Annotated in this window: 32 protein-coding genes; 26 read left to right on the top strand and 6 right to left on the bottom strand. The window is 68.2% G+C overall.

From position 1 onward, the window contains the following. The first annotated feature begins 182 nt into the window (after positions 1–182). The 3 genes from ACTWP8_RS19745 (at position 183) to ACTWP8_RS19735 (ending at position 2557) form a co-directional block, all read left to right on the top strand. Positions 183–923: a hypothetical protein gene (locus ACTWP8_RS19745; RefSeq protein WP_443323469.1), complete on the top strand. Its 741-nt coding sequence runs from the start codon at positions 183–185 to the stop codon at positions 921–923. A gap of 31 nt (positions 924–954) precedes the next feature. Continuing rightward, a complete protein-coding gene (locus ACTWP8_RS19740; protein ID WP_443323468.1) occupies positions 955–1287 on the top strand; it encodes a hypothetical protein in 333 nt (110 codons plus the stop codon). A gap of 334 nt (positions 1288–1621) precedes the next feature. Beyond that, positions 1622–2557, top strand: a complete 936-nt coding sequence (locus tag ACTWP8_RS19735; protein ID WP_443323467.1) for an MmyB family transcriptional regulator — start codon at positions 1622–1624, stop codon at positions 2555–2557. A 61-nt stretch (positions 2558–2618) separates the two neighbouring features. On the opposite strand, the gene ACTWP8_RS19730 is transcribed toward ACTWP8_RS19735, so the two are convergent. The 4 genes from ACTWP8_RS19730 to ACTWP8_RS19715 all read right to left on the bottom strand — a co-directional run bounded on the left by ACTWP8_RS19730 (position 2619) and on the right by ACTWP8_RS19715 (position 4939). Beyond that, positions 2619–2975 (bottom strand): transposase, encoded by a 357-nt coding sequence (locus ACTWP8_RS19730; RefSeq protein ID WP_443323466.1) that lies wholly within the window; start codon positions 2973–2975, stop codon positions 2619–2621. A 13-nt stretch (positions 2976–2988) separates the two neighbouring features. After that, the gene (locus tag ACTWP8_RS19725; RefSeq protein ID WP_443323465.1) at positions 2989–3186 is read right to left on the bottom strand and encodes a hypothetical protein; all 198 of its coding nucleotides are present in this window, start codon (positions 3184–3186) and stop codon (positions 2989–2991) included. 109 nt (positions 3187–3295) lie between these two features. After that, the gene (locus ACTWP8_RS19720; RefSeq protein WP_443323464.1) at positions 3296–4099 is read right to left on the bottom strand and encodes a hypothetical protein; all 804 of its coding nucleotides are present in this window, start codon (positions 4097–4099) and stop codon (positions 3296–3298) included. 54 nt (positions 4100–4153) lie between these two features. Continuing rightward, positions 4154–4939: a helix-turn-helix domain-containing protein gene (locus tag ACTWP8_RS19715; RefSeq protein ID WP_443323463.1), complete on the bottom strand. Its 786-nt coding sequence runs from the start codon at positions 4937–4939 to the stop codon at positions 4154–4156. A 531-nt stretch (positions 4940–5470) separates the two neighbouring features. Here ACTWP8_RS19715 and ACTWP8_RS19710 point away from each other — a divergent pair. The 12 genes from ACTWP8_RS19710 (at position 5471) to ACTWP8_RS19655 (ending at position 15739) form a co-directional block, all read left to right on the top strand. Next, positions 5471–6691: an ATP-grasp domain-containing protein gene (locus tag ACTWP8_RS19710; protein ID WP_443323462.1), complete on the top strand. Its 1221-nt coding sequence runs from the start codon at positions 5471–5473 to the stop codon at positions 6689–6691. Between the two features lie 932 nt (positions 6692–7623). Further along, positions 7624–7818: a hypothetical protein gene (locus ACTWP8_RS19705; protein ID WP_443323461.1), complete on the top strand. Its 195-nt coding sequence runs from the start codon at positions 7624–7626 to the stop codon at positions 7816–7818. 239 nt (positions 7819–8057) lie between these two features. Next, positions 8058–8300, top strand: a complete 243-nt coding sequence (locus tag ACTWP8_RS19700) for a hypothetical protein (RefSeq protein WP_443323460.1) — start codon at positions 8058–8060, stop codon at positions 8298–8300. 307 nt (positions 8301–8607) lie between these two features. Beyond that, positions 8608–9144 carry a hypothetical protein gene (locus tag ACTWP8_RS19695; RefSeq protein ID WP_443323459.1) on the top strand — a complete coding sequence of 179 codons (537 nt, stop codon included), beginning with the start codon at positions 8608–8610 and terminating at the stop codon, positions 9142–9144. A 345-nt stretch (positions 9145–9489) separates the two neighbouring features. After that, positions 9490–9921 carry a hypothetical protein gene (locus ACTWP8_RS19690; protein ID WP_443323458.1) on the top strand — a complete coding sequence of 144 codons (432 nt, stop codon included), beginning with the start codon at positions 9490–9492 and terminating at the stop codon, positions 9919–9921. A 483-nt stretch (positions 9922–10404) separates the two neighbouring features. Further along, complete coding sequence (locus tag ACTWP8_RS19685; protein ID WP_443323457.1) at positions 10405–10614, top strand: hypothetical protein; 210 nt, start codon at positions 10405–10407, stop codon at positions 10612–10614. 1005 nt (positions 10615–11619) lie between these two features. After that, complete coding sequence (locus ACTWP8_RS19680) at positions 11620–11793, top strand: hypothetical protein (protein WP_443323456.1); 174 nt, start codon at positions 11620–11622, stop codon at positions 11791–11793. Positions 11794–12029: 236 nt separating this feature from the next. After that, positions 12030–12611, top strand: a complete 582-nt coding sequence (locus ACTWP8_RS19675; RefSeq protein WP_443323455.1) for a hypothetical protein — start codon at positions 12030–12032, stop codon at positions 12609–12611. Positions 12612–13012: 401 nt separating this feature from the next. Next, positions 13013–13387, top strand: coding sequence for a hypothetical protein (locus ACTWP8_RS19670; protein ID WP_443323454.1), 375 nt, complete (start codon positions 13013–13015; stop codon positions 13385–13387). A gap of 79 nt (positions 13388–13466) precedes the next feature. Then, a complete protein-coding gene (locus ACTWP8_RS19665; protein WP_443323453.1) occupies positions 13467–13766 on the top strand; it encodes a hypothetical protein in 300 nt (99 codons plus the stop codon). Between the two features lie 93 nt (positions 13767–13859). Next, positions 13860–14831, top strand: a complete 972-nt coding sequence (locus ACTWP8_RS19660; RefSeq protein ID WP_443323452.1) for a hypothetical protein — start codon at positions 13860–13862, stop codon at positions 14829–14831. A 278-nt stretch (positions 14832–15109) separates the two neighbouring features. Next, entirely contained in the window at positions 15110–15739 is a 630-nt protein-coding gene (locus ACTWP8_RS19655; RefSeq protein WP_443323451.1) for a hypothetical protein, read from the top strand. A 487-nt stretch (positions 15740–16226) separates the two neighbouring features. Here the strand turns inward: ACTWP8_RS19655 and ACTWP8_RS19650 are convergent, their stop codons facing one another. After that, the gene (locus ACTWP8_RS19650; protein ID WP_443323450.1) at positions 16227–16799 is read right to left on the bottom strand and encodes a hypothetical protein; all 573 of its coding nucleotides are present in this window, start codon (positions 16797–16799) and stop codon (positions 16227–16229) included. Positions 16800–17415: 616 nt separating this feature from the next. On the opposite strand from ACTWP8_RS19650, the gene ACTWP8_RS19645 reads away from it, so the two are divergent. From ACTWP8_RS19645 to ACTWP8_RS19615, 7 genes are all read left to right on the top strand, one after another. Then, positions 17416–17598, top strand: a complete 183-nt coding sequence (locus ACTWP8_RS19645) for a hypothetical protein (RefSeq protein WP_443323449.1) — start codon at positions 17416–17418, stop codon at positions 17596–17598. Positions 17599–18041: 443 nt separating this feature from the next. Continuing rightward, on the top strand, positions 18042–18476 hold the full coding sequence (locus ACTWP8_RS19640; protein WP_443323448.1) for a hypothetical protein: 435 nt from the start codon (positions 18042–18044) through the stop codon (positions 18474–18476). A 293-nt stretch (positions 18477–18769) separates the two neighbouring features. Next, positions 18770–19198: a hypothetical protein gene (locus ACTWP8_RS19635; protein ID WP_443323447.1), complete on the top strand. Its 429-nt coding sequence runs from the start codon at positions 18770–18772 to the stop codon at positions 19196–19198. A 463-nt stretch (positions 19199–19661) separates the two neighbouring features. Further along, positions 19662–19940 carry a hypothetical protein gene (locus ACTWP8_RS19630; RefSeq protein ID WP_443323446.1) on the top strand — a complete coding sequence of 93 codons (279 nt, stop codon included), beginning with the start codon at positions 19662–19664 and terminating at the stop codon, positions 19938–19940. 664 nt (positions 19941–20604) lie between these two features. Next, positions 20605–21129: a hypothetical protein gene (locus tag ACTWP8_RS19625; RefSeq protein ID WP_443323445.1), complete on the top strand. Its 525-nt coding sequence runs from the start codon at positions 20605–20607 to the stop codon at positions 21127–21129. Between the two features lie 353 nt (positions 21130–21482). Further along, positions 21483–21869 carry a hypothetical protein gene (locus tag ACTWP8_RS19620; protein ID WP_443323444.1) on the top strand — a complete coding sequence of 129 codons (387 nt, stop codon included), beginning with the start codon at positions 21483–21485 and terminating at the stop codon, positions 21867–21869. Between the two features lie 602 nt (positions 21870–22471). Continuing rightward, positions 22472–22927, top strand: coding sequence for a hypothetical protein (locus ACTWP8_RS19615; protein WP_443323443.1), 456 nt, complete (start codon positions 22472–22474; stop codon positions 22925–22927). Between the two features lie 107 nt (positions 22928–23034). On the opposite strand, the gene ACTWP8_RS19610 is transcribed toward ACTWP8_RS19615, so the two are convergent. After that, positions 23035–23730 carry a hypothetical protein gene (locus ACTWP8_RS19610; RefSeq protein WP_443323442.1) on the bottom strand — a complete coding sequence of 232 codons (696 nt, stop codon included), beginning with the start codon at positions 23728–23730 and terminating at the stop codon, positions 23035–23037. Between the two features lie 338 nt (positions 23731–24068). Here ACTWP8_RS19610 and ACTWP8_RS19605 point away from each other — a divergent pair, with 338 nt between their 5' ends. The 4 genes from ACTWP8_RS19605 to ACTWP8_RS19590 all read left to right on the top strand — a co-directional run bounded on the left by ACTWP8_RS19605 (position 24069) and on the right by ACTWP8_RS19590 (position 26089). After that, positions 24069–24797, top strand: coding sequence for a hypothetical protein (locus ACTWP8_RS19605; protein WP_443323441.1), 729 nt, complete (start codon positions 24069–24071; stop codon positions 24795–24797). A gap of 258 nt (positions 24798–25055) precedes the next feature. Beyond that, complete coding sequence (locus tag ACTWP8_RS19600; protein WP_443323440.1) at positions 25056–25484, top strand: hypothetical protein; 429 nt, start codon at positions 25056–25058, stop codon at positions 25482–25484. A gap of 144 nt (positions 25485–25628) precedes the next feature. After that, the gene (locus tag ACTWP8_RS19595) at positions 25629–25874 is read left to right on the top strand and encodes a hypothetical protein (protein WP_443323439.1); all 246 of its coding nucleotides are present in this window, start codon (positions 25629–25631) and stop codon (positions 25872–25874) included. Positions 25875–25885: 11 nt separating this feature from the next. Then, on the top strand, positions 25886–26089 hold the full coding sequence (locus tag ACTWP8_RS19590) for a hypothetical protein (RefSeq protein ID WP_443323438.1): 204 nt from the start codon (positions 25886–25888) through the stop codon (positions 26087–26089). The last annotated feature ends 8 nt before the right edge of the window (positions 26090–26097 follow it).

Genomic DNA, 26097 nt, shown 5'->3' with positions numbered 1-26097 from the left:
CATTGTTGATGGTGCAACCGGCCGCAGTTGTGCACGTCCGGAGGCATGACTGTGCGTGCGTGATGGGTGCCATGCCACCGATTGTGCATGCCCGCCGTAGCAGCCTTGGCCCAAAGTTCCCTACCGTTGTGGAGAGTTCCACCTGGTCAGAGAGTTGCTATCTGAGGGTGAGGTAACAAGACGTGACGCCGCTGCCGGTCGTCGCCGTGCTCGCTTCTGCCCCTGTGGTCTACAGGGTCACGGATGGTCTGCGCTCGGTTGGCTGCTCAGTTCTTTCATGGGTTCTGCCCGATCAGTACAGCGCGGTAGACGCGGCGGCCCTGGCGGCGGAGGCGGGTGACTGGGCCGACATGCTCTCCGAGAGCCAAGTCGTCGTCACGGCATTCGATGACCCAGCGATCCTCGAGGCCGTCGTCGCCCCGTTCGTTCTTCCCGCCCTGCCGGAGGATCTGCTCTGGCTACAAATGGGGCCACAGACCGCCGAGCAGGCTCAAGCCCTTGACACTCTGGCCGACGAGGCCGGGGTCACGGTGGTGCACGCCCCCTTGCACTGGTCTGCTGACCGCACCGCAGCCTATGGTCCGCTGCCCGCCGAGCTGATTCCGGGAGCGCCATACCTGCAGGCGGACGCCGACTTGGTATATGGGCTGACCTTGACAGCACTTCTCAAGCCCGGTCTCGGGCTCACCCCGCCCGCGCCGATACCCGCCAGTCTCGCCGAGGACCTGGCGCAGTGGGAGACCGAGCTGACAGCCATACAGGCCCGCACAAGTCCGATCTCCTTCGCTCGGGTGGGCCCGCAGTCTGGCTTACAGCCGCTGTCGGAGACGGCGATCGCCGAACTCCAAGCACGAGGGTTGGTCGACCCCTCAACTCTCCCCGGCAATGGGTCTACCGGTGGCCGACGCAGCAGACAGACGTAAGAAATTCGCCTAACAAGAACAGGAACACAGCGTGATCACCATCGACGGATTTGAAATCGCCCACATGGAGGACATCCCCGCACAGGAAGTGGCCGACAGGATCACAAAGCGCACGCTGCGAGAGAGAGGAGACGGGGGGCCCGAGATCGAGCTGTACGAACTCCAGGCAGGCGCACCACCCGTCAGGGATCCTCACCTGGTCGATTCAGTGCACTGTGTGCTCTCCGGCGTCTTTTATGACGGCCAAGATGAGTTTCCCGACGGGCACTCCGAAGGAACCGTGATATTCGGGCGCGCTGGCTCCCATCACCACCCCCAGAACCCCGGCGAGAAGCCTTGCCGCCTTCTGGTGATCAATCTCTAGTTGCCGCCAACTGCTTCGGCAGACCGGCATCGCGGCTTCCCGCCACACGCCCCCGGGGTGCGGCCGCTGGTGAAGGGCGGCCTGAGCTGGCCGAGCCCTTCACGGAGGCTGCCGAGGATGGAAGCTGCGCGGCGAGCTTGGTGGGGCCATCGATCCGGGCCGGCGCAGGACCTGACTCTTGTTAGACAACTACGAAGGGGCGCTTGCGATGGCGAATACGATGCTGAGTCGGCACTCGAGCATGCGTCCTGCAGGTGCGTTCTACGGCCAAGCACCTCGAGCTACTTCCCATCCGCAGTCAGCGGAAGGGCAACAGCAGCAAGGGGGAGACGCATTGGAGAGTGAACCAGGGGCCGAAACGGCTGATGCCATTGACACGGTCGAGATGGCCGCGGCAATGCGTGCCAAGCGCCTGCAGGAATTCATCAAGGGGCGACGCGATCACCTCGAGCTGAGCCAAGAGGATGTGGCTGCCCGACTGGACATTAGTGCCCGCGCATACGGGAACTGGGAACGAGGACGGGTCAAGGAGTGGACCGACCGAAAGCTCTGTGCCCTGGCGGAAGCGCTGGAGATGACCGAGTACCAGGTCGAGCGGCTCTTCCGGATAGCCGTTGAGCGAGCTCCTCAGCCAGACTTGCACGCCCTGCTCCTCAAGACCCTGCCGCAGGATCCGGCCACGACAGCGTTCCTGGACGACTACCGCGTCATGATGGACGCCCTCTCCCTCCCCACCATTCTCATCGACCATCGGTGGTACTCGAAGATCGCGAACAAGGCGTACCGCGATCTGTTCAGCGGAGTGCGACCCCACCCCACAGCCATGCCCGCCCGGAGCTTCCTGAGGTTCGGACTCTTCCACCCAGACGCGCCGTCCATCCTGGCCGACCACACCAACTGGCAACTATCCATGCTTGCCCAGCTCGCTTCGAGCCTGGAGAAGCACGACCAGGACCCCGCTCTACAGGCCATCCGTCGAGAGGTCTACCTTCACCCCGCACTGCACCATGCCTACATCAACGACATGCCGAGCTGGGTCCTAAGTGCTGGCGCCGATCTGGTGCACAACGAAGGAGCCGTTCGTGCGCTGCGCCACCCCGATCCGCAGGTCGGTCTGCAAGGCTGCCGCCTAGTCGAGGAAACCCCCAGGTCGCTTCAGGCCCTGGGCCTGACCCGCATCACTTTCGTACTCACCGAGCTCGACGACGACTTTGGCCCCCAGGGCTGCACACAAGAGCGCGGGCACGCGCACGATCGCCACGCCGCGTAGAAGGCTGCTGAAAGTCTTGTCGTTGCGGCTGTCCGGGCGTGGGGCCGGGCGGCCCTCTTCGCTATGCGGTGGCCGGGGTGAGGTGCCAGGTGGTGCCGGTTCGGGTGAGTCCGAGGTTGATCAGGCGGCGGAGGCTGACGGCGGCGGCGCGGTGGTGGAGCCAAATGTTGCTGGCGATGATGCCGCGGTGCGGGACGCGGCGGTTGCCCTCGGCGACCAGCCAGGCGATGGCGCGTTCGACCGGGGGCCGCCATCTGCGGCATTGAGCCTGCCAGGCCGGGTCGGCCGCCTCTCGACGGGCGGCGGTCAGCAGTTCGTACTTGGGATGGACATGGATGGAGGGTACGTCCGGTCTTGGAGGTGGTGCAGCGCCCGCGCAGGGGGCAGTCGGCGCAGAGGAACTGGGCGGTGCGGGCACCGTCCGCTTTGACCTAGCCGAGGTTGGCGCTGCGTCCGGCCGGGCAGGTCGCGGTGCCGGCGGCTGGGTCGATGCGGAAGTCGACGATGGTGAAGCCGCCGGGGACCACCTCCCGCAGCGGCGGTGTCTTGATGACCAGGGTGTGGCCCGCGGCCCGCAACCGTTCGCGCGGGTCGCCGGTGCCGTAGGCGGAGTCGCCGAGCACGGTCAATGCGCCGTCCTCCCCGTCCAGCAGATCACGGGCAACGGCCGGACGCGGAGCCCTAACGACACCCGGACACGTGAGCCTTGTCTGCTTGGGTGGCGGACCGGCGGCGACTTCACCGAGCGGTCTTGCGCAGGGTCTCGCCGAAGATCTGCTCCACTTCGCCGAGTTGCTGACGTACGCCGGGCCGTCTCGGCGCGGGTGTCCGCGTCGTCGCTGGCGTGGATAGCCAGCTCGGCTGCCGCGGCCCGGCGCAGCGCGTCCAGGTCGAGCGGGCCCCGGGCAGTGTAGCCGTGGATGTTGCCGCTGTAGCGCAGGAGAAGCTGCTGGAGGGACTCCGGCAACTCGGTGTCGGCGACGAGGCGTTCGGCGGCGTCCGCAAGCCGCAGAGCCGAGGTGAGGAAGTGGACTCGTTGGGTGGCGGTCCCACCAGGCGCTGTTCCAGCGGCCAGGTACTCAGGGCGAGCAGGGCGCGGGCCGGTGAGAGCAGATCGGATGTCAGGGCGGGGCAGATGTAGTAAGCGCGGGCGTAGGGGCCGGATCGAAAGGAGCGTTCCTCGTCGCGGCGCAGGGTGGTCAGGCGTGCGGTGTTCAGCGGGCCGGAGAAGAACGCCTGGTGGACCTGGCTGAGCAGTTTGGGCGCGGCAGGGACGGTGAGGAGGGTCAGCGCCTGGTGGACCTGGTCGCGTACAGGCAGGCCGCCCTGGCCGGGCTCGACGGCTGCTGGCGGCGCGGGCTCCGGCTGGGCTGTGTCCGGGTCGTCGCCTAGACCGCACAGCACATTCCAGGCGCGCTGCGTGCGCTTCAACTCCTCGCCTAAGATGCTCGTTTGGGCGGCGTCATCCTGCGCGAGCGCCTGCCGGATCGCCTGCTGCAGCTGCTGCATGTGTCCCTCGAGAGCGACCAGATGCTCGTGCATACCGGCACGCTAGCAGCTGCTTGGATACCCCAGTTTTTCTACCGTGATTTCCTGTCAGCTCGCTAGGCGCATCTGCCCGCTGCCCAGCTCACAGCGGTGGCTGAGTCTTGCTGCACAGGCCAGTGCCGCCGCGGCGTATTCGCGGCGGTTGCGCTCCATCTGAGGTCGCAACCCCATAACAGCCAACGCTCCGTACACGGTGGACCCTCGCCACAGCGGCACACCCAGCATCTTCCAGTCAGGCAGCGGCGACTGCGTCAACACGTACCCCTCAGACCGAATCTCGCGCATCAAGTGGCTCTGAGGTGCACCGTCGAGGTGGGCGAGGATCGCCAAGCCGGCGGCATCGGCCGTCATTGGCGAGTAGCGCAGCGCAACCTTCGCATCGACGTCAGTGTGGTTGAACGCCGCCTGGAAGTCGGAGCGTCGGCCGTAAGAGTGATTAAGCATCAACCGTCCGGGGGTGTCATCTATGAGCACTGCACCGAAGGCCATCGCCACCTGCGCGGTCTGCCGCTGCAGTGTGGTGGTCTCGCGGTCGAGCGCGCTGTCGTGCGCGAGTGGAAGGTGCACGCTCGCGTCCGGACGATGGTTCGCCACGTCGGTAGCGATGCCGTATCGACCCGGGGCCCGGTGGATAAGGTGCTTGGCCGCCACCCCAGCGCTAAGGATCCGGTGCACCGTGGACTTAGTCACGCCTGACTCGTCGATGATCCGGCGGAGGGGATGCAGGCCCGGGCCCATGCTGTGCAGCGTCTGGAGCACGAGGTAGACACGAGTGTGCGCGGTCATTCCGTCATCCGCCGTGTCCGGGGCATCCACAAGATCGGAGTCGATCATCGACAGTCCCTCCTCGTAGGCGATGTTGGCCCTAGGTCCCGCCTCTCGGGTCCCGCCAGGCACAGCTCTACCGCGCAAATGCGAAATTGTGGAGGAACAGCCTTTTCCAGGAAGAGGCCCTTCCTATGGGCGCACAAAGGTGCGTACAGATACGCCGAGTTGACCAACACGAGCGGCGTTTCTGCAGGTCAACATCGCTGCCCAGAAGGCCCGACCATAGGTGCCACCCCGGTGCAGTAACCGGTCCCGACGAACGATCACCCAACGTGCTGCTCGTCGGCTACTCAGGGCGATCAACGGCCTGACCTGCGCTTTTAACCGGATGGACCATGGTGCGGACCGCGTCCCGCCAGCGGAGAACGGTAATTCAGTTCACGTCCCGCTAGGTGACACAACGAGCCCTAACTCGACCGCTACCGGGGAGACGCCGGGCGGGGGCATTGCCCCTTCACGAACGCGCAACGAGAGTGAGTGCACCGCCCTGGATCTCCCACCAGCCGACGCATCCACGCCTACACCTGGAGTACCGTCGTGAACACCCACTCACCTCAGCGTGACGCCAACAGCCCTCCGGGACACCTCGTCGTGCTCGGCAGTGGACCGCGAGCTGACTGGGAGCAGGCTCTGCGACGCCTTGCTGCTGACGGTCCACTACTCCTGATCGACCAGGCAGAACCCACCTGGCAGCGGAGCCACCTCGTCGCCGCGCGTACTGCGAACCTCCTCAACGCCCCTCAGGTACTCCAGGTGGCCCAAAGGTTCGCCATCGCCTACCCCATCGCCGGCGTCATCAACTTCAATCCAGCTCACCTGCGGGCGGCCGCCCTCGTGCGCCAGGAGCTCGGCCTTCCCGGCCCAGCCGCCGGGACACTCGAGGCCACCGCACTGCGCCACCGCACGGCCGAACTCCTCGACCTGGCCGGCATTGAAAGCAGCGCTAGCCAACACGCCGACTCCTTCGACCAGGCCCTGGAGGCCGCCCACCATGTCGGATTCCCCCTGATATGTAAACCCGCCTCGCCCAAGCGACGCTACGCAGCCCGCATCGTAGGCGCACTCCCCGAGCTGGCAGAGGCATTTGCCGCCGCCACCGCCGCCACCTGGCCCGAGACGGGCACCGTCATCGAGCCGCTCCTCGAAGGCATCGAGGCCACCGCCTACACCTATGCCAAGGGCTCCGGAACCCGTGTCATCGCCGTCTCCCACACCACATTCGATCCGCAGGCGGAGCCAGCACTCCTGCCTGTCGAAGTGGTGGTGGACGCCGACGACGTGTGCGCCGCGGCAATTGAAGACATCGCCAGGAGAGCTCTCACAGCTATCGGACACCATCAGGGCCCCGCCCAGATACGCCTGCGTATCACCGCCACCGGCCCAAGAGTCATCAGCATCTCGACCCACGTGACCGATCCGCTCGTCGCCCAGCTCATCGAACAGGTCACCGGCGTCGACCTCATCGCAGCCAGCGGGGCCCACGCCCGCGGCCGCACGCCGCACATCGAGTACGCACCACTCGGAGCGGCAGCTGTGCGTTACATACAGGCGACGGGCACCACCGCGCCTTCCACCTCCCCACAGACCCACCCCCACATCACTCCCTTCACCGACCTTCACACGTACGAGCCAGAGGGCCGGATCGGCCCACTGCGCAGAAGCGGACACCTCCTGGTCACCGGAACCGATTACCCACAAGTCATCGCGCGGCTCCGCAGCGCCGTCGCCCAGCTGCATACCACCCGCCTCAGTGCCTAACCCACAGGTGTGACTGTGGGATCCCAGATCTCGTGTCCTTTTCCCACCGGCGATGTCCATCGTGTGGCCAATCGGACACGGGAATGGGAATCCGCAGGTGAAGCTCCGCCTCCCGAGCCGGCGGTGACGCACGGGCCGAGGAAGTGGACACAGCGGCGGGACGAGACCCCAGGGACACCCGGTGGGATGGCTACGGAAACCGCAGGTCAGAGCGATGCCAGTTGACAGCCGGACGCCGAACCTACAGTGACCGAGGGTTGTTGATGGCGGGGCGAGCACGCCGTGTGGCGGATCTTGAGCCTTATCGACAGCCGAAGCTCTCACCTGCGGCAATGTGTTCCTGCTGGGCGCTGACCTCCGCCAACTATCACGCTCAAGATCCGCCAACCAGCTCCTCTGCACGTCCGTGACCTGCACCGAAGTGAGCATGATCCGCCAACTACCACCCTCGTTCACAACAGGAGACTCCCGCATGTGCTCTCGGGCCTTCCTCGCTGCAGAACTGCCGCGCCTGCTGCCGCTGGCTCATCCCGCGCCAAGCCCGCGGCTACTGGATGGCGCCGCCACACCTACCCGCCACAGGGCAACCGGACCAAGGACACCGGCGGCATCCTGATTCCACTCCCATATGGCCGTGCCGAGCATGAGCCGGCGGCGACTGCGCATTACGCTGCAGTTGAGCGCCCACCCGAGAGCGCTCGACGGGGCCCGCTTCCTTCGCACGTAAAGCGGGCCCCACCATCGCCACGAGAGCACCGCCTTCCGTGGGATCAGTCTGAGACCCCGCTACCCGGCTTCCGTGGCCCCTGTGGTTTCGGGGCGACGTGGCCGTCGGCACTGGTCGTTGGGGAGAGACGGCCGAGTCGGACCCGAGCTTTCAGTGCGGCCGGGTGCGCTCGATTGGTCAGCACCGCCGCGACGAGGAGCCTCGTGTGATCGCCCAGGAGCCCCAGCACCCCCGTACCATTCCGGTCGTGCCGTCCGCCCCCGGAGGGGCGGACAAGAGCGTCTTCGAAGACGTGCGTGTGCTCGGCCTCGACGGCCAGGCGTCCGCCGAGCGCTGGATGCCAGTGCTCCTCGACATCCTCGTGCCCGCGCCGAACCCCCGAGACTCTAACCCCCGCTGACCCGCGTCTTAAGAAGCTGGTGGTCAGCTCCCCGGACCATGGTCTCCATGGTGGACACGGCCCCCGCCTCAGCTGCCCAGCGCTTCCGTTTGAGTGTATGAAGATCTACCCGCAGGACGATGGAGAGCCACCGTGGCACTTGCGGCGGGCCAGGGGAGTGGAGGTTGCGGCGATTGTGGACCTTCGCGTGCAGACGGCTCGCGCTATCGGCGCGACCACCACGTTGAACCCGATCCTCGATGGACAGTGGGGAGTACCGCCACCACTACCGACTCGGCTTTCACGGACTGCCGTGCCTGCTGACACGGGCGGAGTCAAGGCACGCGTTCACCCGCGAGACATTGGGGGAGGACGAGGAGAGTTCCGGGGCCGGGTGCGGCTGCAACCACAAGGTGTCGGGCCGGGTGGCGCAGACCGGACTCGCCCGGATGAATGCCGTCGAGGGCCCGTACCCGGTCGGGGCCATCTCGACACAGCGGTAGGCAGCACACGCCAGCGGCGCAAGCCTCGTCCGTGCAAGCTCCGAGCAACTTGCGGCTCAGTGCGACAGATCCGAACCCGCGGCACAGGATTGTCTCTTCAACGAAGGGCTGAGGCAGTAGTCTCATGGCCGTTGATCGGGGAGGAGTTGACCTACAGATGCGGAAGTCGACGATGGGATATCGCCCATGGGCCGTGGTGACGGCACTCTGTGGTGTTCTTGCATCCGGCTGTAGCAACGCAGATGAGGATTCGCGTGGTGGGGCTGGGGCAGCACCGCCGTCCGCGACAGCGCGGAACCAGCGGCCGATGGCAAAGAGCGAGTTACAGTCCCTCCTGCTCACCCAGGCAGACCTGGGCGCAGGTTATACGCGGGAGCCCGCCAAGGCGGACGAAGGCAAGCGCTACGACGATATCTCACTACAGGGTTGCCCATCGCTAGAGAAACTCGGCAAGCAGAGCAGCCAGATGCAATTCGCGAGCAAAGCCGAGGTCAGCTACACGTACAACACCAACTCCTCACTAGGCGAGGAGCTTCACAGTGACACCCCGGCCACCTTGTCGAAGAAGCTGCGTGCTCTCTTCGCCGCTTACACCGGGTGCCCCTCGTACACAATGACCTCCGGGACCACGCCGATTGAGGTGAAGGTGACCAAGGCGGACCCGCCGCGCGTCGGGGACGAGCAGTTCGCCTACACGTCCACCATGGGCCTGCCAGCCGGACCGCAGATCCTAAAAACGGTGGCGGTCCGCAAGGGGAACGTCGCAGTGCTCCTCGTCGGCGCACCTGCTCTTGTGGACCGCCACATCGAGGCCGCCGTGGGCAAGGTCGACAGCGCGGTGTGAATCAGAGCCGCGGCTGCCCTCGGCGTGGAGAAACGTGACCTGACGTGCGACAGCCCGCCGCGCTACTGCGCGGCGGGGGAGGGCCGCATCCCTCAGCGCAGCCGGCGCGGTGACGTTCAGCGCCACCATCGCCCTCGGTGTTCTCGCCGCCGTCGGCCTCCTCGCCCCGAATCGGCACCCGGACCGCACTGCTCGGGCCGACGCCCGCGACGACACCGCGTCGCCCCAGCCCTTGGCTGAACGCACCCGTCGAGCCGACAAGCCACCCTTGCGGAGCTTCCACTCCCTCTCCCTAAGGTCACCACGCCGGATCACCCCGGCGCACCACGACCACCGAGGACAGACATGCCTCCCATTACCCGAATCGATCAGATTCCAACGTCCCATGCCATCTTCCCGCCCGACTCGTATCCCGACCTGGAACACCCCGGCGCTGTCCACCACGGATGGAACACCGGCCGCCAACTCCTTCTCCTGGCCCAAGGCAGTGCCCACTCCAAGACGATCGACCCGGAGCGGCATCCCGAACGCGTCGCGACCGTCCACCTACTGCGCACTCTGAGGCCGTTGGACAACCTGTCCGGGCCCATGACCATCGCCCTCTACATCGCGGCCGTCTCGCGGCCGCACCCCAACGCGGGCACTGAAAGCCTCAGGAAGCTCATGGGAGAGGCTGTCGCCGACCTCGGGGACTGGGGCATCCGTGCACCAGAGCCGGACCAGGTAGCCCACGTCGCCCTTGCCGTGGACGCCTTGACCCCCTGCATGCCGGACTAGCGAGACCACCCGGCGGGGTGCGCCTGCATCAGCAAGTTTGCGCAGGCGCACCCCTCGCCAGCGCTGATCGCCGACGGTGGCACCAGCTCCCCCCTGGGGCCCGAGCGGCAGCCGACCCCACACCGATCGCGGCTTCACGCAAACGGACGTGTACGGCCATCCGCAAGTCCTGATCTCGTGCGTCGAGCTCGTCGGTCGCTGTCGCCAGGTGTACGCCCCATGCATCACGTGCCGGCATGCGCCCCGTAGGCGGGCGCTGGACCTGCCTGCGAGCGGTGGTCAGGACACCCCGAGAGGGCTCCAGCCACACCCGCCAGCCTCCACTTTTCCATTGGCCCGCTCGCTCACTGCGTCGCGGTGGCCGTTGCGGCGCTAAGGCCTCCGCCATCTACGGTCCCTCATCTCGGCAGGGACAGAGGCGTGAGCCCCCACCTGCCGTACACCCCAAGGCTGTGACCTCGAGGTCACAGGAAGAGGAGACCCATGTCCCCCCTCGTCAACCAGGCCGTGCTCGCCGAGATCGAGTCACTTCCCGGACATACCATCCTGTTCGAGCCCACGACCGAAGCAAACTGCACCGTCGCCTGCACCTGCGGCGGCCTACTGGAACCCAAGTCAGACAGCCGCACGAACCAGATCACTCGGTTCCGCGACCACCTCCGAGAAACCCAAGGCGAAGGAGCTGCTCTCTAACGCCAACTTTCCGTGCCGCACGTGTCGGGCCCCCAACGAACTGCGCCTCGCTTACGCCGTGCAACCCGAACCCCGGCGTCGGCGGGGCGCAATCACGCCGCCCCGAACCGACTACCGCCCTCGCAGAATCCAGTCGGCCTAGCAGTTGCGGCTCTTACATCCCGGCTCCCTACGTTCCGGCGGCGGCGAGCGCGACAGACGCGCCCCGCCTCTATACCCGCGCTCCCCAGTCGGGGTCGTCCAACGATTCCCGTACTCGGCGCGGCACGACGAACGAAGGACAAAACCACGATGCCAACAGCTGCAGCAACGCCGCCGGCAGAACACCTCAGCCCCCACGAGGACGCCGAGTACGAACGTATCTGGGAGGGACGAGCGGGTGGCGTCAGTGAGCAAGACGTGCGCGACCGCCTTGCCCGACACACTCGGATCCTGAAAGAGCTGCGTTCGAAGGCACTGCGCCCCAGCGCGGTGATTCCGTCTGCGTTCAAAGCAAGCCCGGAACAGGCCCAGATCGCTGTGGACTCCGTCGCTGCCCTTCTGCGCGCCGACGAGAAGGCATTGGAAACCCGTGGCCGCAGCGTGCCCGAGAACCGCAGGCTCGTCCGCCGCCGCACAAGCAGGGCCCCCAGCCCGGGCACGAGCCCGCAAGGCCAAGACGACGTTCCACAGTGCACGGCGTCTGCCGAGCTGAACCACCTGTCAGCGCACCGCTAACTCCCCCTCGGCTCGGCCAATCCACGGCCGCACAGATCACTGCCCAGGTACCACCCTGCAGCCCGTGCTCCCGCCAGGGAGCACGGGCTTTCCGCCCTACGTGTTACCAGGCCCGGCTGATTCCCCTGACTCTGGGCGCGCGGCCGCCGGTGCCGCCTACGGCCGTAGAGCTACCGCGGGGCGGGGTTGCGTGGCTGGGCAGCCCGGAGGCGAAGGTGCGCGGGCCGCTGGCTGTCGATGGTCGCAGGACCGTGCGGCCCGGCGGATACCCCCAGATCTCGCGGCCGCGTGACCGCTCCGCCTGTGAGCGGTCTGCTGCTACGCGCCGCTGGTGGCGCCGCCGTCCGCGTCGCCCCGCACATCACGGCCCCGATGGCCACCGAGCCCGGCCCACTGACCTCACCGGCCCGCGCCGCTCCGCAGCCGTACGTGCCCGCCTCCCGTGGCCCGCACCGCCCCTGAGGTGCGGGCCCATAACCGCTCCTGCCCGTGGTTGCGGCGCTTGGCAGGCGGTGACGGACGGTTGGCAGGCCGATCGAGGCGGGGCCGGATACGGCCCGCTTTCGGCACCGGGCATCACAAGGTGCCTGACTCCCTTGCCATCTAGGAGTTGAGACGTCATGCCGAAGAACCGTGCTGGCTGGTCCGCAGCCGGGCCAATGCCGCCGAAGACACGCACGCTTCGCCGGATCGGAGCCGTGCTGCGCGCAGCTTGGAAGGGCTGCCCGGACGAAGACCTGCCCCCGGTCCGGGCCCTGCGCCGCCCGGGCTGGTTGGGCCGGGTACGCATCTCGGGGGAGCACACAGACCCCTGCGATGTTCAGGCAGGCTGTGTGCAGGTCGAGGACTGGCACACCGCGTACACCGCGCTCGGCGGCAAAGAGCCCGCCAAGAATGAGTACTTTGGGCTTCCCGAGGACCTGTTCGACCCGGACGACGAGACGGCGGAGGACAGGACGGTGGCCGCGATCGACCATCTGCCAGTCGCGTTCCTCACCGGGCTCTACGAGGGCGAACAGGGCCTGTCGCTGACCAAACGGGATTACTGGACAGGCGAGGACCACTGGTCGCTCATTGAGGCGTACGTCCGCCTCGGCCTGCTGCCCCCAGTACACGTACTGTTTCTGCCCCGCACGCCGGACCTACCGCGTTCCGAGCAGCTGACCACCTACTTGATCGCGGCCTACTTGCGCGCCGCCTGCCACCAGGTGGCCGGGCAGCTCCGCTACGACATGCGGTCGGCGTGGCGTGCCATTGCACAGATGCGGCCGGAGGCCTAGACCGCCACCCGGCCCCACACGTTTCGGCCCCGCTCCCGTCCGCACAGGACAGGGCGGGGCCGGAAGCGTTCGCCGCGGCCCCATGCTGCCCCGTGGTTGCTGGTTGCGCGGCTTGCCACCCGCTGCGCCATGGTGCGCGCCGGGCCGAAGTCCCCACCACACATGGGCGACCGTGCGTGCTGCCCGCCTACATACTCACCGTTGGAGGTTTTCCGTGTCCGCTGCTGAGCTGTCTACTCTGGCCAGCCCGCCAGCCACATTCCCCCCCGCCCGCCGCGCCCCTGCGGTTCATCGGCGGCGACCGCTACCAGTGGCGTACCCGTGACACCTGGAGGCGCGGCGAGGGCGGGGAATGGAGGCCCGAGCCCGACGACGGGACCGGGTGGCTCACCGACGCCGAGGTGCGCGACGACCTGACGCGGGCCATCGAGCAGCGGGACACAGCCCGGTTCGTGCCCCGCCCCGTGGACGGCGGGCCGCTGCCGGGCACGCGGCTGCACTCCGCCGTGGACCTGCGGTTCCTCACCCTGCCTTCCGCGCGATCGGCCGCCCAGTACGTCTACAACGGCGCCAACAACCGGCTGGTGACCGTGCGGGAGCTGGTCGCCGGGCACGACCCGGATCGCGCGCACACCATCCCGGACGCGATCAACCTCGGCGCGATGCTCGACGTGCTGGTGACCATCATCGCTGAGCACAGGCGCCCTGAGGTGTCGTACCACCGACCGTCGGGGCGCCTGTATGCCCGGACTACGAGCGGGAGCCGGAGTACATGAGCGTCGGCTACCGGTTCGTCCACGAGTGCCAGCATGTCTTTGTGCTGTCGGCCGCCAACGCCCCGGCGGAGGTGTGAGCATGTCCTCGCAGCAGGAACGTGACGCCCTCGGGGAGCTGCTGTTCCGCGAGTTCGCCGCGTACGCCGTGGCACTCACTGAGCACGGGGAGCAGTGGGCCCAGGTGTGGCCCCGCAAGGACGAGGAGGAATGGCCGCCGGGCTCCGAACTGGATTGGCTGCACGGCCGGTTCGTCCTCGCCCGGGAGGCCGCTGCCGTCGTCGGCGTTCGGCTGAGCGACAAGGAGATCACCCGGCAACACCAAGAGCGACTGGAGTACCTCCGAGCGTTCCCCAACGGGATGCCGAGCCTCACGGGCTGAGCCCCGCGCCAGGCAGCGCGCCCGGACGGGGGCGCTGCGCCCCAACCCGCCGGCCCCGCCGGCCCCGGCGGGTTGGGCCCGGAGGCCCCAGGGGTGACCGGCCGCATCCGGAGCGGCGAGCGAAAAGCCGCCGACAAGCGAAGCCGTGGATCCCGCGCCGCGGGACAGCAACAGCAGGTGCGGAGACTGAGTCTCCCGGACTGCGGGAGCGATCCGGCAGCGTCCTACAGCCGTCGTGGCGTCGAGGCCACAGTGCTGCGCATGCCGATTCGTGAAGGGCGCTCTTCGCCCGAGAACCGCAGTCACGACAACTCTCCACAACGCGCCGACCAGCCCAGCCCAGTGCCCGAATCTGACCAGCGTCAGCCCCTGGTGCTGCCTGGGGTGCTGCACCCGATGGTCGCTGCCCCTGTCTCCGACACCCTGTTGCCACGTCGGAAGCGGTTGTTCAGGAAGACCGTAGTGATCGCAGTGCCCAAGCCCAGGACGTCAAGACTCTTCAGAGCGCGCGGCTTCGGCTGGCTCGTTCCGGCTGCAGGCATATCGCTGGCCCTGTCCGCCTGCGGGGTGAGTGACGGCCTCAGTGCCCCGGACTCCGCAGGTGCCGAAAGGGCGCTGGTCGCACCGCCGGTCGGCGCGGATCCGCTGGCCCCAGACAAGGCCGAGGCCCTGACCGTGTACTGGCACTTCCGCCAGGAGCAGACCAGGGCCTACGCGCAGGCCGCGATCCAGGGCACCCAGCTCACCCACTACACGACGGGAGCGGCCCTGGCCCGCGCTGAGGCCGATGTGAAGACATTGCGGAAAGCCGGGATCGTGACGCGAGGCAAACCGATCAGTAATCCGAGGGTCACCGCCATGGACATGAACCGAAGATTCCCCATGGCCACGATCCAGGACTGCCTGGACGTATCGAGGTGGGTGCGCATCAACGGCACGACCGGCAAGGAGCTGCTGCCCAGCCAGCAGCTGTTCTTGACGCGATACGTGACCGTGACCACGGCTGAAAAATGGGGGGACCGATGGATGATCTTGAATGTGGCGGTGCGGGCACGCGCCTGCTGACAGCCGGGAGTCGTTCTATGAGCCTGCCGTTGGATAGCTTCACCCTGCCATATCAATGGCTCGCCGCCGAGCTCGGCCGGCAGATTCGGTCCTCCAGGTGCAGAGTGCTGGGGCCGCGCCGAACATCCGGCAGCCAGGCGAGGTCTCGCGCCTGTCGCGGATCACCGTCGGCGATAGACAGCTGATAACCCTGACCTTCCCCACTTCCCTGGACCTGACTCACCCTCAAACCAACCACGAAGCCTCTGGGAGGGCCTACTCAAATGAAGATCCGATGCGTGACCGCCGCGGCCGCTGCCGCGGTTGGAGTTCTGCTGCTGACCGCGTGCGGGAGCAACGACGACCACGACAAGGATCCCGATGAGATCGCGGGTGTGGAGAAGCAGGACAAGGAGCCGGCGTCGCCGTCTGCCAAGGAGACGGGTGCGCCAGAGTTCGACCTGCCGCCAGATGTCAAGGTCGTCATCGACGACGACACCACCGGTAACAAGACCACGGACGAGGTCCTGAAGGACCACGGTTACGCGCTGATGGCGATGCAGGAGGCATACGCGAAGGCAGAGGCCACGGACAACTTCGACCGCTATTGGCAAGGCGAAGCCGCGGACAAGTTCCGGGCGGTCTTCGACGAATACGAGAAGAGCGGCACGACGATCACCGGAACCGACCGATTCTACGGGCGAGCCGTGATGTCGCAGGAGGGTAAGAAGGCGCTCGTCACCTTCTGCGAGGACCAGAGCAAGGCGTTCGACAAGGACGTGAAGAGCGGCAGGGTCGACAGGAACGAGCCCAACCTGGACCCGTTCATCGAGATTCGCACGGTACTCGAGAAGGGAAGCGCGGGGGACTGGCAGATCGCCGAATACTTGGGACAGAGGGGCAGCAAGTCATGTCGAGAGGATGCCTGAAGCAGCCCAAGTTCGCACCCATGAGCGGCCGCGCCCACCGCCCGGAGTCAGGCAGCGAAGGCGGCCTTCGTGGTGAAGTCGGATTCCCCAACCCCAGCAGGGGGTCCACCCACCGCATCAGGGCTGGGGCCGCGTGTCGGGCGTCGGCGTACCGCTGATCGGCGAGGCCGAGGTCGTCGTCCAAGGAAGGGAACGGTCGACAACAGTCGACTGATCGCGGCAGAGGTTCCAGGACCAGCCCAGGGGGGCAAGGGCGACCCTAGCCGGGCCGACGCGTCTGACGCCTGACCCCGGAGCACTGCGGTGCGGGTGGATCCTCAAAGCTCTGCGCCCGGGCGCGAGGGCGCACCGTCACCGGCCACGAATTACTTCTGAGGAAGGCGTCGGCGACCGCAACTCGTTGGGGGTTCTGTGAGAGGTGCTGGATGTGATCCTCACCGGACCCGAGTGCTTGCCGAGCGCCTGAGCGCGGCCGGCCGACGGTGGTTCACTGCGGTTCGTCGCTCCGCGGCAGCCGACGGGTCTGCTCCAGCAGCAGTTCCACCTGCTTCGCCAATTCCTGCGGCACAGTGGGGAGGAGGTACGGGTTGAGGCCCTGGTCCCGCTGCGCCCGCATGGCGTCGACGACTCGCTCCTTGTTTCGCAAGTTTCGGTGCGCCTCCATCGTCTGGTGCGTCTCGACCATCAGTTCGGTGAGCGACTCGGGCAGGTCGACCGGAAGCACCCGGTAGCCCTGCTGGGCCAAGGCGCCAGTGTCGATCGCGGCCACGGTCTTGTCCATGCCTCCGCGGACCAGCCCGCGCGTCACTACTGGGGACTGCGTGTGGGAGGACGGGCCGCTCGCCACGGCGGCCGGGGCCGGGGTGGGCTGGGTGTGGTTCTCAGTGAGCATCCGCACGGCCTCTTCGCGGCCGGCTTGGTCGAGCTTGGCGGGCAGCTTGCCCGCGTCGGCCGCGGCCTTTACGCGCTGCAGGGCCTTCTGGTAGCCGCAGCCGGTCGAGCGGTTCAGCGCGCGGGCGATCCGCTCTTGGTTGGTGGTGTTGCGGGAGGACGGGGCCATCGCTTCTCCTTTGTCGCGTCCTGGCTTTGCAGTTCGTCCCACCACGAGCATGGCCAGGGTGCGCGGTTCGGAAGAGGGCACCGGTCGTCGCTCGCACCCGCGCGGCAGCACGGTTCACCGGTATCCCGGGGGTGGGCCCGGGCCGGCGCGCACAAGCGAGGTGCGCTACGTCGAGCATAGCGGTCGAGGGCGACCCTCATACCAACGCGCCTGTGACTCAGCGCTTCGACCCACAGGTGAAGTGTGCCGTGAACTGCTGCGACGGACTCTCCCGCTTCGTAGAAGGTCCCCTACCAGCAGTCGCTGGAGCTGTCCCGCTTAGTGCTCGTGGATCCGGTTCCGGCCCCCGCCGAAAGCTGGTTCACCGCCCGGGCGCTTCGGCTCGCCGCGGCGCACGGGATCCGCGGCATCGTGGTGCACAGCGATCCCCACCCACGGATGCGCCAGGGACCGAGCGGCGAAGAATCCGTGTTCCCCGGGCACGTCGGCACTGTCTACCAGGCCTTGGGGATGCGCTACCTCGGCCGGACGCGCCCCAGACGCCTGACCGAGCTGCCGGATGGCTCGGCTCTCAGCGACCGCGTGAAATCGAAAATCTGTCACAACGAGCCAGGGCATGCCGGGGCGGAGCGGCGCCTGGCTGAAGGAGGCCCTGGCCACGATCGGCGCGGCCACGCTCGACCACCGCGGCAATCATCGCTACGCCTGCCTGATCGGTCCACGTCGCGAGCTCCGCCACTTCACCATCACCACGTACCCATACCCAAAGAAGCACCAGCCTGGGCCCGGGGACGAGTAGGCCCGCCTCCGGGGGCCCGGTAACGCCGCATACGGCAGGTGCCGGGACCCGGAGGTGTGACCGTGCCTCTGGTCGGATGTGGAGCGGCGCATCCAGAGCGCTGGAGGCCCCACTCGCACCTGCTGCGGCATCTGGCCCGGCGACATGCGTCCTGCGCTGTGCCGGTTTTTGGACTCCTGGCCGGCCCTGCGGACCGCCGCAGGGGGCCCGGGCCGTTCCCGGTTCCTGCCTTGTCCCTGGCCCGGCGCCGCGCTCGGGGGCTGACCGGCGAGGGGGGTCAGCTGGGCTGTAACTTGCCTGAGCTTGCGCGTGTTGGTGCTGTCTGGCCGAGGGTGCGTGGGCTGGACCGGCCCGGAGCTGGGCGCACCTGCGCGTCGCCCACCACGCTGCGTTGCTGCCCGGCGATCTCCCGCCTATCCGGCTCTACCAGGAAGGATGCCGCTATGGCCATGCCGGACCCGGTTGTTCAGCGCACGCAGTGCCGCGAGAACTTGGATTACCCCTCTGACGAGCCGGTGACTCCCCTCGAACTGCAGCGACGCGCTCTGCTGGCCCGTTACGAGCGGTTCCTGCACCAGGGGCAGGGCCACGAGGTGACCGGTTACCTCATCACGGCCCCGGAGTGGCGGCTGCCGGTGGAGCTGTTCGACGTCACTGCCTGCGAACTCGTCGTTGCCTGCGCCACGCTGGCACGGGACGGCAGAGCGGGGGTGTGGTACGCGATCGGCACACTCTTCGATCTGACGAGGTTCTTCCCTCCGGCCACGCGCAAGGTGCTGCTCCTGCCCGCCCGACCGGATGCCGACCTCGCGGACCTGTGCACCAGCCAGGGCGTCGAGCCCGTGTGGCCGACCGCCGACGCCTTCACACGCACTTAAATCCTCAGCCTGTCCCTGCGGGCGGCGGAACTGAGCGTGGGCCCCTGTGTCCCCATCCCCCATCGGGTGCAGGGGCCACGGCACGTGCGCGCCTGTGGCGGTGTCGTCGTGGTGCCCGGCGCCCGGTCACCACGACGGCCGCCCGCCTCCTCGTCGTGCATTCCGGCTTCCGCTTTTCGGCCTCAACACCGCCGCCCGGCAGCGCGTGTTGCGGGGCTTGTGCCTGCTTCGGTCAGTGTGCCTGCCTGCGGGCGCATCGGGCGCCCTTGATGTAAGGAACGGAGTGGATACCCATGTCGGATGTGACCGGCGCGACCGGCACGATCACCGGGCTGGCGATGCTTGCCATGCTGCTGCATACCCTGCCGCTGTTCGCGCTGACGCTGGAGCGTGCTGTGAGCCCCCAGGGGCAGGATGGACACCAGCTGCTCAAGGCTCTGTTCTTCGGCTTGACGTCTGGCCAGCGCCGTTCGCGCAGTACGCCGTTCGCGGTGATGTTTGCCTGCTCTGGTGTGCTGCTTGCCGTAGCGGTGGTGGTCAGTGTGGTCGGGGGAGCGGGGTGGGTCTGGACGGCGGTTTTCACCGTGCTCGCGCTCACGGAGGGAGGTTGTGCCTACGCGTGGTATCGGCCCGGTGGTGAGGATCGGGCTGAGCCTGGTGAGCCGACGGCCTGCGAGGATCCCGCGCCGGAGCAGGGTCCGGAGGACACCCCGCCCACGTAGTAGGTGCGTCTGCGCTGAGCGGCCCCCGGCCATACCCCGGCAAGTCCTGGGCCTGCCTGGCCGATCGTTTCGGCCGGGCAGGCCCGCTTCATGTTCCCCACTCCCCGGGCGGGCGGATCCCCGCACCCGGACCGGCGCCGTCGTTGCGCCGCTAACCCCGCCTCCGGCCACGGTCGTGCCGCCGAACCCCCACCGCCCGCGAGCGAGAGCGACCACCATGACGACCTCCAGCACTCCGCGCCTGATAGGCCGCCCTGTTCAACGACACTCAAGATGGCCCTGACCACTCCGTGCCGCCGCCCGCTCCCGCCTCCCCGCTGTCTGCGACGGGGGAGCGGGAGCCCAGTTGGCACGCGCGCCTGTCTAACCCTCCGACCATCTACGGTTCACGCACGGCCCAGGCCCAGACGCCCAGGGCCTCACCGCGGGACGGAGCAACACCAGCATCAAGGGAGAACGACGCATGAAGACCGAACTGCCCGGAGAGATCCGGAAGGCGTTCGTACACCTGGAGCACCGCGTGACGCACCTTGAGGACGCACTGGCACAGGCATGCCAGCTGCTGCGCACCACGGGACTGCTGGACCGTGACGAACACTCCGAGTTCCAGGACAGCCTCGCCAACCGTCGCGAGCACTTCAAGCAGATCATGGAGAACCTGCGAATGGAGGAAGGCGAATGGTCCCAGCTCCAGGACCACGACGAGCACGAAGACTGCGACAACGCAGACCTTCCCGGCTGACCCTGCGCACTGCCCTTCCACGGCCCGCCCCGCTCGCCCCGGGAGCGGGCCGTTCTCGTAACGCTCACCAAGCGCCCGCCCTCACCACCGCGGCCGGCCGCCGTTGCCCGGCTAGCCGTCCCCACCGTCACGGAATGGGATGGCTCAAGGGCTGACCCCCACCATCGGCCGGCCCTCTGCCCGCCGAAGGGCCCGCCCCACCGCGTGACCGGTGCCGGGGCGGTCCCTCCGGCATTCCTCGCCGGGGCACGTCGCATGCCGCCTGGCCGCACTCCCCGGATCGGCGCGGTCGTCGCCACCTACCCGGTCCCGCACCGCGCCCCCGCACAGGACCACCCACCGCGCGGCGCGCGTCCTGCTGCCCGCTGTACCTCGCCGGAACGCCGGAGCCGCTGCACAGCCCACGTTGAAGCATGCCAAGGAACTGGCGCTCCTGCCGTCTACGGCATCGAGGTCTGCCCCGTGACCGAGCCCGCCCGGTAACTCCCAACTGGCGTGGGCCGCGACCCGCACACGGGCCAAGTCCAGCGTGTACCCGCAACTGACCTTGGCCCCCTCGGGCCGCTCGGCCGTCTTGTGGCCGGGCGGGTCGGGCGTTGCGGGGCTTGGTCCCGCCCCCGGCATGGTGCGCACCGCCTGCCCCTACCAGTCCTGGGAGTCCGTCATGTTCTCTGTTCCACCGCGGCATGTTGCTGCTGTCGAGCGGGCGGCGCTCGCTCTGGCTGCTCGGTTCCCGCAGCATGTCCCCGGCCGGCAGGACGGGTGGGGCATCCAGACCCGCTCCGGCCGTCCGATCGCGGTGTGGGACCTGAAGGAGAAGATCGCTGCCGATACCCCCGAGCAGGATGCCAAGCGCCTCGAACTCGCCCAGGCGTTGGCGGCCACCGGCCTGGCCGTCACCGTGCCCGGCCATATGTACGTGGTGTTCTTCGCCGAGCCGCCTGCCGACCCGACCGGTCTCCGCTACACCGTCACTCACGACGACAGCGTGCTCGGCTCCCTCCTCGGCAGCCCCTACCTGGTGATGGACACCTTCACCGGCGTAGACGTGGCCACTGCCTACACCCCCGAGCGGGCCAAGGAGCGCTGCGCCGAGTTCACCCGCGCCCAGAACGAGCTGGATGCCCAGGTCACCGCGGGTTTTCTCCCTGCGGGCAGCCACGCCACCCCCAACACCACCACCGAGTAGCCCGGCTCCGCTTCCCGCATCGGCCCCCGGGCCTGCCCGGCCGCCGTCCGGCTGGGCGGGCTCCGTCATTCCCTGACCGGCCTGCGGGCCTCGCTGCCGGGCTCCTCGCGCGCCGCTCTCGCGGCGCGCGAGGGGTCCGGCGCCGTTGTGGCCTGAGTGTTTCGGGGTTGCATCGCTAACCAGGGGTTCCCGCATGGTGGTTCGCGTCGGGCCGGGACACCCGGTCTTTCTCTTTCACGCCCTGTCCGGTCCGGCACTTTCAGCTTCCGGCCGCCCGGGCGATTCCCACCCACGAGGCCGGTGCCCGACCGGCAACCCGCTTTGGCTCCGGCTACCTATAGAGAGGACAACTCGTGCCCGAACCATCTGACGCCCTGCGCCTGTACGCCACGGTCGTCACCGATCCGATCAGCCGCCAGGTCACCCGCGTGTCTGTGGGAGAGGACGGCTCCACCGATGAACTTCCGCTCGGCGGCAGCGTGTGGGCCCTGCCCCCTTACGTGGGTGACCCGGTCGAGGGCGAGGTCATCGCCGACGACGATGAGGATCCGCACATCTGCGCAGATCCCGGCAGGCAAGCGGCTCACCACGCCGCGCTCCGCCGGATTGAGGCGCACCTGATCCTTGCCGGATACGAGACCGCCGCGACGATCAAGATGCGCGGACGGCACTACGTGCTCGTCGAGGATGCCGTCCCGGACCGGTTGATCATCGACGACCGGGGTGAGAAGGGCTATTGACTGCAGCACGAGGACCCCTTTGACCCAACTGACTGGTCCGACCTCGGCCTCCTGGCCCTGCCTGGTACTGCACCCGAACAGGTCGCCGCCGCGTTCAGGGGCGCAGTCTTCGACAACTAGTCCACGTCCCCACTCTCCGGCACCGGCATCGCCCCGGATGGCCGGTGCTCGCGCTAGCTGCTTACCGCCTGCTGTCACGGTCTGCCCGCCGAGCGCGCGCCGCCGGGGCCGCAGCCCCGTTAACCAGCCCCCGGTACCCGCGTGCGCCCACACGCGCCCCTCACCACAAGGCATACCCTCAACCGCGAGAGGAATCCCGCCGCGATGACCAACACCACCCCCGGCACCACCACCGCGGAGTAGCCGGGCTCTCCTTTCCGCAGCGTCCCCTGGGCCCGCCCGGTCGCCGTCCGGCCGGGCGGGCACCGCCGCGTCTTCCCCTGAGCCCGGCGCTGCTGGGACGGTCACCGTCGAAGCGCACGCTCGGTCCTGCGGCTGGAGGGGGCCGGCCCCGGGGTGTGCCTGTAGTTTGCGCTGGACCGGTGGTGGTTCCCGGAAGCCCCCGGTTCAGCCGGAACCCCGTGCATGAGGAGATCTTGACCATGTTCACCGATGTCGGCGCCGCCTTCCTCGGCGCTTTCCTGGGTTTGTCCGCGGCGGCCTTGGTCGTCCTGCGCGTTGTCAAGCGGGCGGCTCAGGCTGCGGTCCCGGCTGCGGTCCCGTCGCCGTTCGACCGCAGGGAGGAGTACGAGCGCCATGGTGAGGTCTACGCGGAACTTCTGACCGCTACGGACAACGTCATCCGCTATTTCTCGACGCCGGGCTGCGAGGAGACCCGCACGGATGTGGACAACGCCTTCCGCCGCGCCGCCGACATCGCGTCCCTGTATGCACCGACGGTCCTGTACCGGCAGATCGAAGCTCTCCGCGCGGCTGTCACCAAGGCGTTCGACGCGCAGAGCCCAGAAGCCAACGAGCACGCCACCCGGGCCGTCGCAGCGGTCCGCAGCGCCTATCTGACAGCAGCCCGAGCGGCTTTGGGCAACGACGCCCCCTAGTTCCGCACTCCTGCACGGTCCACCACACCACGCCGGACGGGCCGCAGGGTCCGTGCCGCGCATCCGGATGCAGGCGTGCACCATCCGCTTCGTCGGCACCGCCTGTGCTAGGGGGTGTCCCCGTCGTACTCGTTGTCCCACCGGTTCATCCGTAGGCATCCGCACGTGCCCGTCGCGACGATCAGTGCTGCCAGGCCGCCGATCGCCCCTCCGTACGAGCTGGTCTGCATCTCGTCCGCCGGACCGGCCACGCCCTCGGGGTCGTACAACACCTGCACTTCATCGCCTGGCTCGACCCGTTCCGCATCACAGCCGTCGCCCTCCCCCAGTTGAGGGGAGATCTCCTGGCCGTCGCGAGTGCGGAGCGTGCACTTGTCGCTCTTGAGGTCCTCGACCTCGACCACGACGGCTTTGGTCCACCGGCCACGTTCCTGCATTGCCCGATCGTCGCCGGCCCCATTGGAGACGACCGCAAGCCCGGCTGCGGCGATGACGGCGATGATGAGCTCCCAGGCCACCTTCCGCTTCTTCCGAGGGACGCGGCGGAACCAGAAGACCGGCACCAGAATGAGCGCCAGGGGTATCAGCAGCGCGGAGATGAGGAAACCCGCGCCGCGCAGCAGGGCCGGCAGAGGCACCACCGGCGAGAACCACATCAGGGCAACCGAGGCCGCCACGCACGCGCTGTTGAACAGAAACCAGTGAATCGGGCCCGTACGGCGTCGAGAAGGAGCGTTCTCGGCCGGCTGGGCCGCTCGGTCGGCTCCGTCCGCGAGCCCGCGTATGTCCTTGTCCCCCGCCATGCGCTCCCTCTCCGTCTACGCCGGCCTGTTGGACGAGCGTACGGGGTGCGGAATCCAGATTCATCGGCGAGGTCTCGTCAGGTGCCTACTGGGCGGGGGCCCCCGCTCAGTTCGCCGTCATCTTCCGCAACACCTCCGCTCGTCCGGGGCGTGCGGGAGGGACGACGTCATCGCCGTCGATATGCCGCCGACCGTCGTGCGTTCTCAAATTGTCGGGGTTGCGGCGCTAGCTCCGTACTCCTCCACGGTGCTCGGTGTCGGGCCGGGGACAGAGCGGCTCTCATGTCCGCCCTTCGGCCCGACACCACCCTGTTCACCCGTAGTGGAGGGCATCAGTTATGACCACATCCGGCACCCCTGCCGAGCAGGACCACCAGGGGCAGCCTGGCTGCCCGGGCGCGGCTATCGACCACGATGAGACCGGTATCTGCAACCACCCCGCGCCGGACGGCGAGCACACCACGGCCGAGGTGGCCCGCGATTTCAACCAAGCCGCGGCCTACCTGGCCCCCGACACCTGCGACCCCGACACCATCCCCGTCATCGTCCTGGCTGGGATCCGGATCGGCGCCTACATCACCGACCAAGGCGAGTTCCTCCTCGGCGCGTACTACGACGAGGCCGACCCTGCCCTGTGGCAGGGCCCGGACCAGGCCGTGCCCACCGAGGTACGCCTCGACGGTCAGATCGTCTACGCCAGTGTTCCGCCTGCTCACACTGGTCCCGCGGCAAGGGAGTTGGAGGCGAGCACCGTCACTTACCAGACGCCTACTGGGCAGGTCACCCGCCCGTTGCGGGCGTTTCGTACCGGTCCGTTTCACATCACGTGCATCGTTACCGAACAAGGGCCCGGCATGTCCGTGACCAACGCTGCCGCCGAACTGCACACAGCTCTGCGCGACCGGTGGACGGGCAGCACCATCCGCCAGATCGAGCACTACCCGGCCGACGGCGTGGAGCCGGCCCACTACGACGAGGCGTTCACTCGTCCCTGCGGCGGCTGGGCCTGGCGGCGGCTGAACAAGTCCGCGCTTGCCGCCGAGTTCGGTACTCGCCTCCCACGCTGACCCCCGTCCCGGGGCGCCCGGGTCCGCGCTTTCTCGGGGGCGCGGGCGCGGTCAGCGGGGCCTGCCCCGCTGGTCACCCGCCCCCCTCTTGCACCCCGGGGGGCCGCGCCCCGGTTCCCATCCCCGCGCGGGCGCGCGTGTGTGCTGTTGCGGTCCTTGCCCTGCCGCCGGTCATTGTCCTCGCACGCCCGAGGCCGAGCAGCGGCTCCCGCCGTACCGCCCCCGGCCTCGCATCCTCTTTCACGAACGGAGACTGCCGTGCCTAACGCCGAGCTGGCTGCCCGCATCCTGCGGGAGATCACCGAACGCCCCGACCACTACGACCAGACCCACTGGCTCGACGGTGTCGACATCCTGCTGCCCGCCGAGGACCTCACCGGCGGTGTCCTGAGCTGTGGCACCACACTGTGCGTCGCCGGGTTCGCCGCCCACCTCACCGGCCACACCATCGCAGTTGAGTTCGACGACGAAGACGAATGCGTCGTCGCCTCCAAGCCCGGTCGGCCCGCCACTCTTGTCAACACCGCCGCGCGTGCCGAACTGGCCCTGACCGAATCCGACGCCGCCTGGCTCTTCTGGGGCACGCGTACCCCAGCCCAGGTCCATGCCGCGCTCGGCCAGCTTGCTGCCGGCGCGGACACGATCGACCGGGCCAGCATCGACGCCGATCCGCTCCCCGCCCCCTGACCGACGCCGCCCCCCCACCGGCCCCGCCCCTGCAACCGCGGGGCGGGGCCGTCCGCTTGCCGGACTTGCGCCCGTCCCGAATAGGGTCGGCGACACCGGGCCCGGACAGCGCCTCAAGGCCATGAAGAAGGAGAAGAACTGACCATGCTTGCTACCCCGGAGCGCGTGCATGAGAGCGACTGGACAGAAGTCGTGGTCTGGCACAAGCCCGTGCAGCCTGAACAGTGCCACGGCGAGTGCGACTTCCACGCGCTTGCGTGCAGCAGCGTGGAGGGCATCGTCCTGCCGGGACCGAATCAGGATGTCCCCCTCGATCTCGACCGGCCGGGCGAGCGCTGGTGCACCGACTGCCTCGCTATCATCAACGCCGCCCGCACCACCGAGCAGTGAGGAGTGCGATCATGCCGACCCGGACCGACTATCCGATGCGTGTGCGGTTGTACCGCGGGCGGAGCGTGCACGCCGCACGCGAGCTGACCATTAGCGGGGGCGTAGAGACCGCGTGCGACTACGTCATCGACATGATGGCCGATAATCACTGGCTCGACGACGATGCGGGGGTCACCTGCGGCGGCTGCCTCAAGGCCATGAAGAAGGAGAACTGACGATGCCG

The sequence above is a fragment of the Streptomyces sp. 7N604 genome, from assembly GCF_052245475.1.
In the GTDB taxonomy this organism is placed as follows: domain Bacteria; phylum Actinomycetota; class Actinomycetes; order Streptomycetales; family Streptomycetaceae; genus Streptomyces.
This window is presented reverse-complemented; position numbering and strand designations above follow the sequence as displayed.

Coding starts and splice junctions, on each gene's coding strand:
- ACTWP8_RS19715 (WP_443323463.1), bottom strand. CDS start 4,939: ATGATCGACTCCGATCTTGTGGATGCCCCGGACACGGCGGATGACGGA.
- ACTWP8_RS19690 (WP_443323458.1), top strand. CDS start 9,490: ATGCCTCCCATTACCCGAATCGATCAGATTCCAACGTCCCATGCCATC.
- ACTWP8_RS19640 (WP_443323448.1), top strand. CDS start 18,042: ATGGCCATGCCGGACCCGGTTGTTCAGCGCACGCAGTGCCGCGAGAAC.
- ACTWP8_RS19625 (WP_443323445.1), top strand. CDS start 20,605: ATGTTCTCTGTTCCACCGCGGCATGTTGCTGCTGTCGAGCGGGCGGCG.
- ACTWP8_RS19700 (WP_443323460.1), top strand. CDS start 8,058: ATGGACAGTGGGGAGTACCGCCACCACTACCGACTCGGCTTTCACGGA.
- ACTWP8_RS19650 (WP_443323450.1), bottom strand. CDS start 16,799: ATGGCCCCGTCCTCCCGCAACACCACCAACCAAGAGCGGATCGCCCGC.
- ACTWP8_RS19720 (WP_443323464.1), bottom strand. CDS start 4,099: ATGCACGAGCATCTGGTCGCTCTCGAGGGACACATGCAGCAGCTGCAG.
- ACTWP8_RS19665 (WP_443323453.1), top strand. CDS start 13,467: ATGTCCTCGCAGCAGGAACGTGACGCCCTCGGGGAGCTGCTGTTCCGC.
- ACTWP8_RS19685 (WP_443323457.1), top strand. CDS start 10,405: ATGTCCCCCCTCGTCAACCAGGCCGTGCTCGCCGAGATCGAGTCACTT.
- ACTWP8_RS19695 (WP_443323459.1), top strand. CDS start 8,608: ATGGCAAAGAGCGAGTTACAGTCCCTCCTGCTCACCCAGGCAGACCTG.
- ACTWP8_RS19630 (WP_443323446.1), top strand. CDS start 19,662: ATGAAGACCGAACTGCCCGGAGAGATCCGGAAGGCGTTCGTACACCTG.
- ACTWP8_RS19610 (WP_443323442.1), bottom strand. CDS start 23,730: ATGGCGGGGGACAAGGACATACGCGGGCTCGCGGACGGAGCCGACCGA.
- ACTWP8_RS19645 (WP_443323449.1), top strand. CDS start 17,416: ATGCCGGGGCGGAGCGGCGCCTGGCTGAAGGAGGCCCTGGCCACGATC.
- ACTWP8_RS19605 (WP_443323441.1), top strand. CDS start 24,069: ATGACCACATCCGGCACCCCTGCCGAGCAGGACCACCAGGGGCAGCCT.
- ACTWP8_RS19615 (WP_443323443.1), top strand. CDS start 22,472: ATGTTCACCGATGTCGGCGCCGCCTTCCTCGGCGCTTTCCTGGGTTTG.
- ACTWP8_RS19635 (WP_443323447.1), top strand. CDS start 18,770: ATGTCGGATGTGACCGGCGCGACCGGCACGATCACCGGGCTGGCGATG.
- ACTWP8_RS19590 (WP_443323438.1), top strand. CDS start 25,886: ATGCCGACCCGGACCGACTATCCGATGCGTGTGCGGTTGTACCGCGGG.
- ACTWP8_RS19595 (WP_443323439.1), top strand. CDS start 25,629: ATGCTTGCTACCCCGGAGCGCGTGCATGAGAGCGACTGGACAGAAGTC.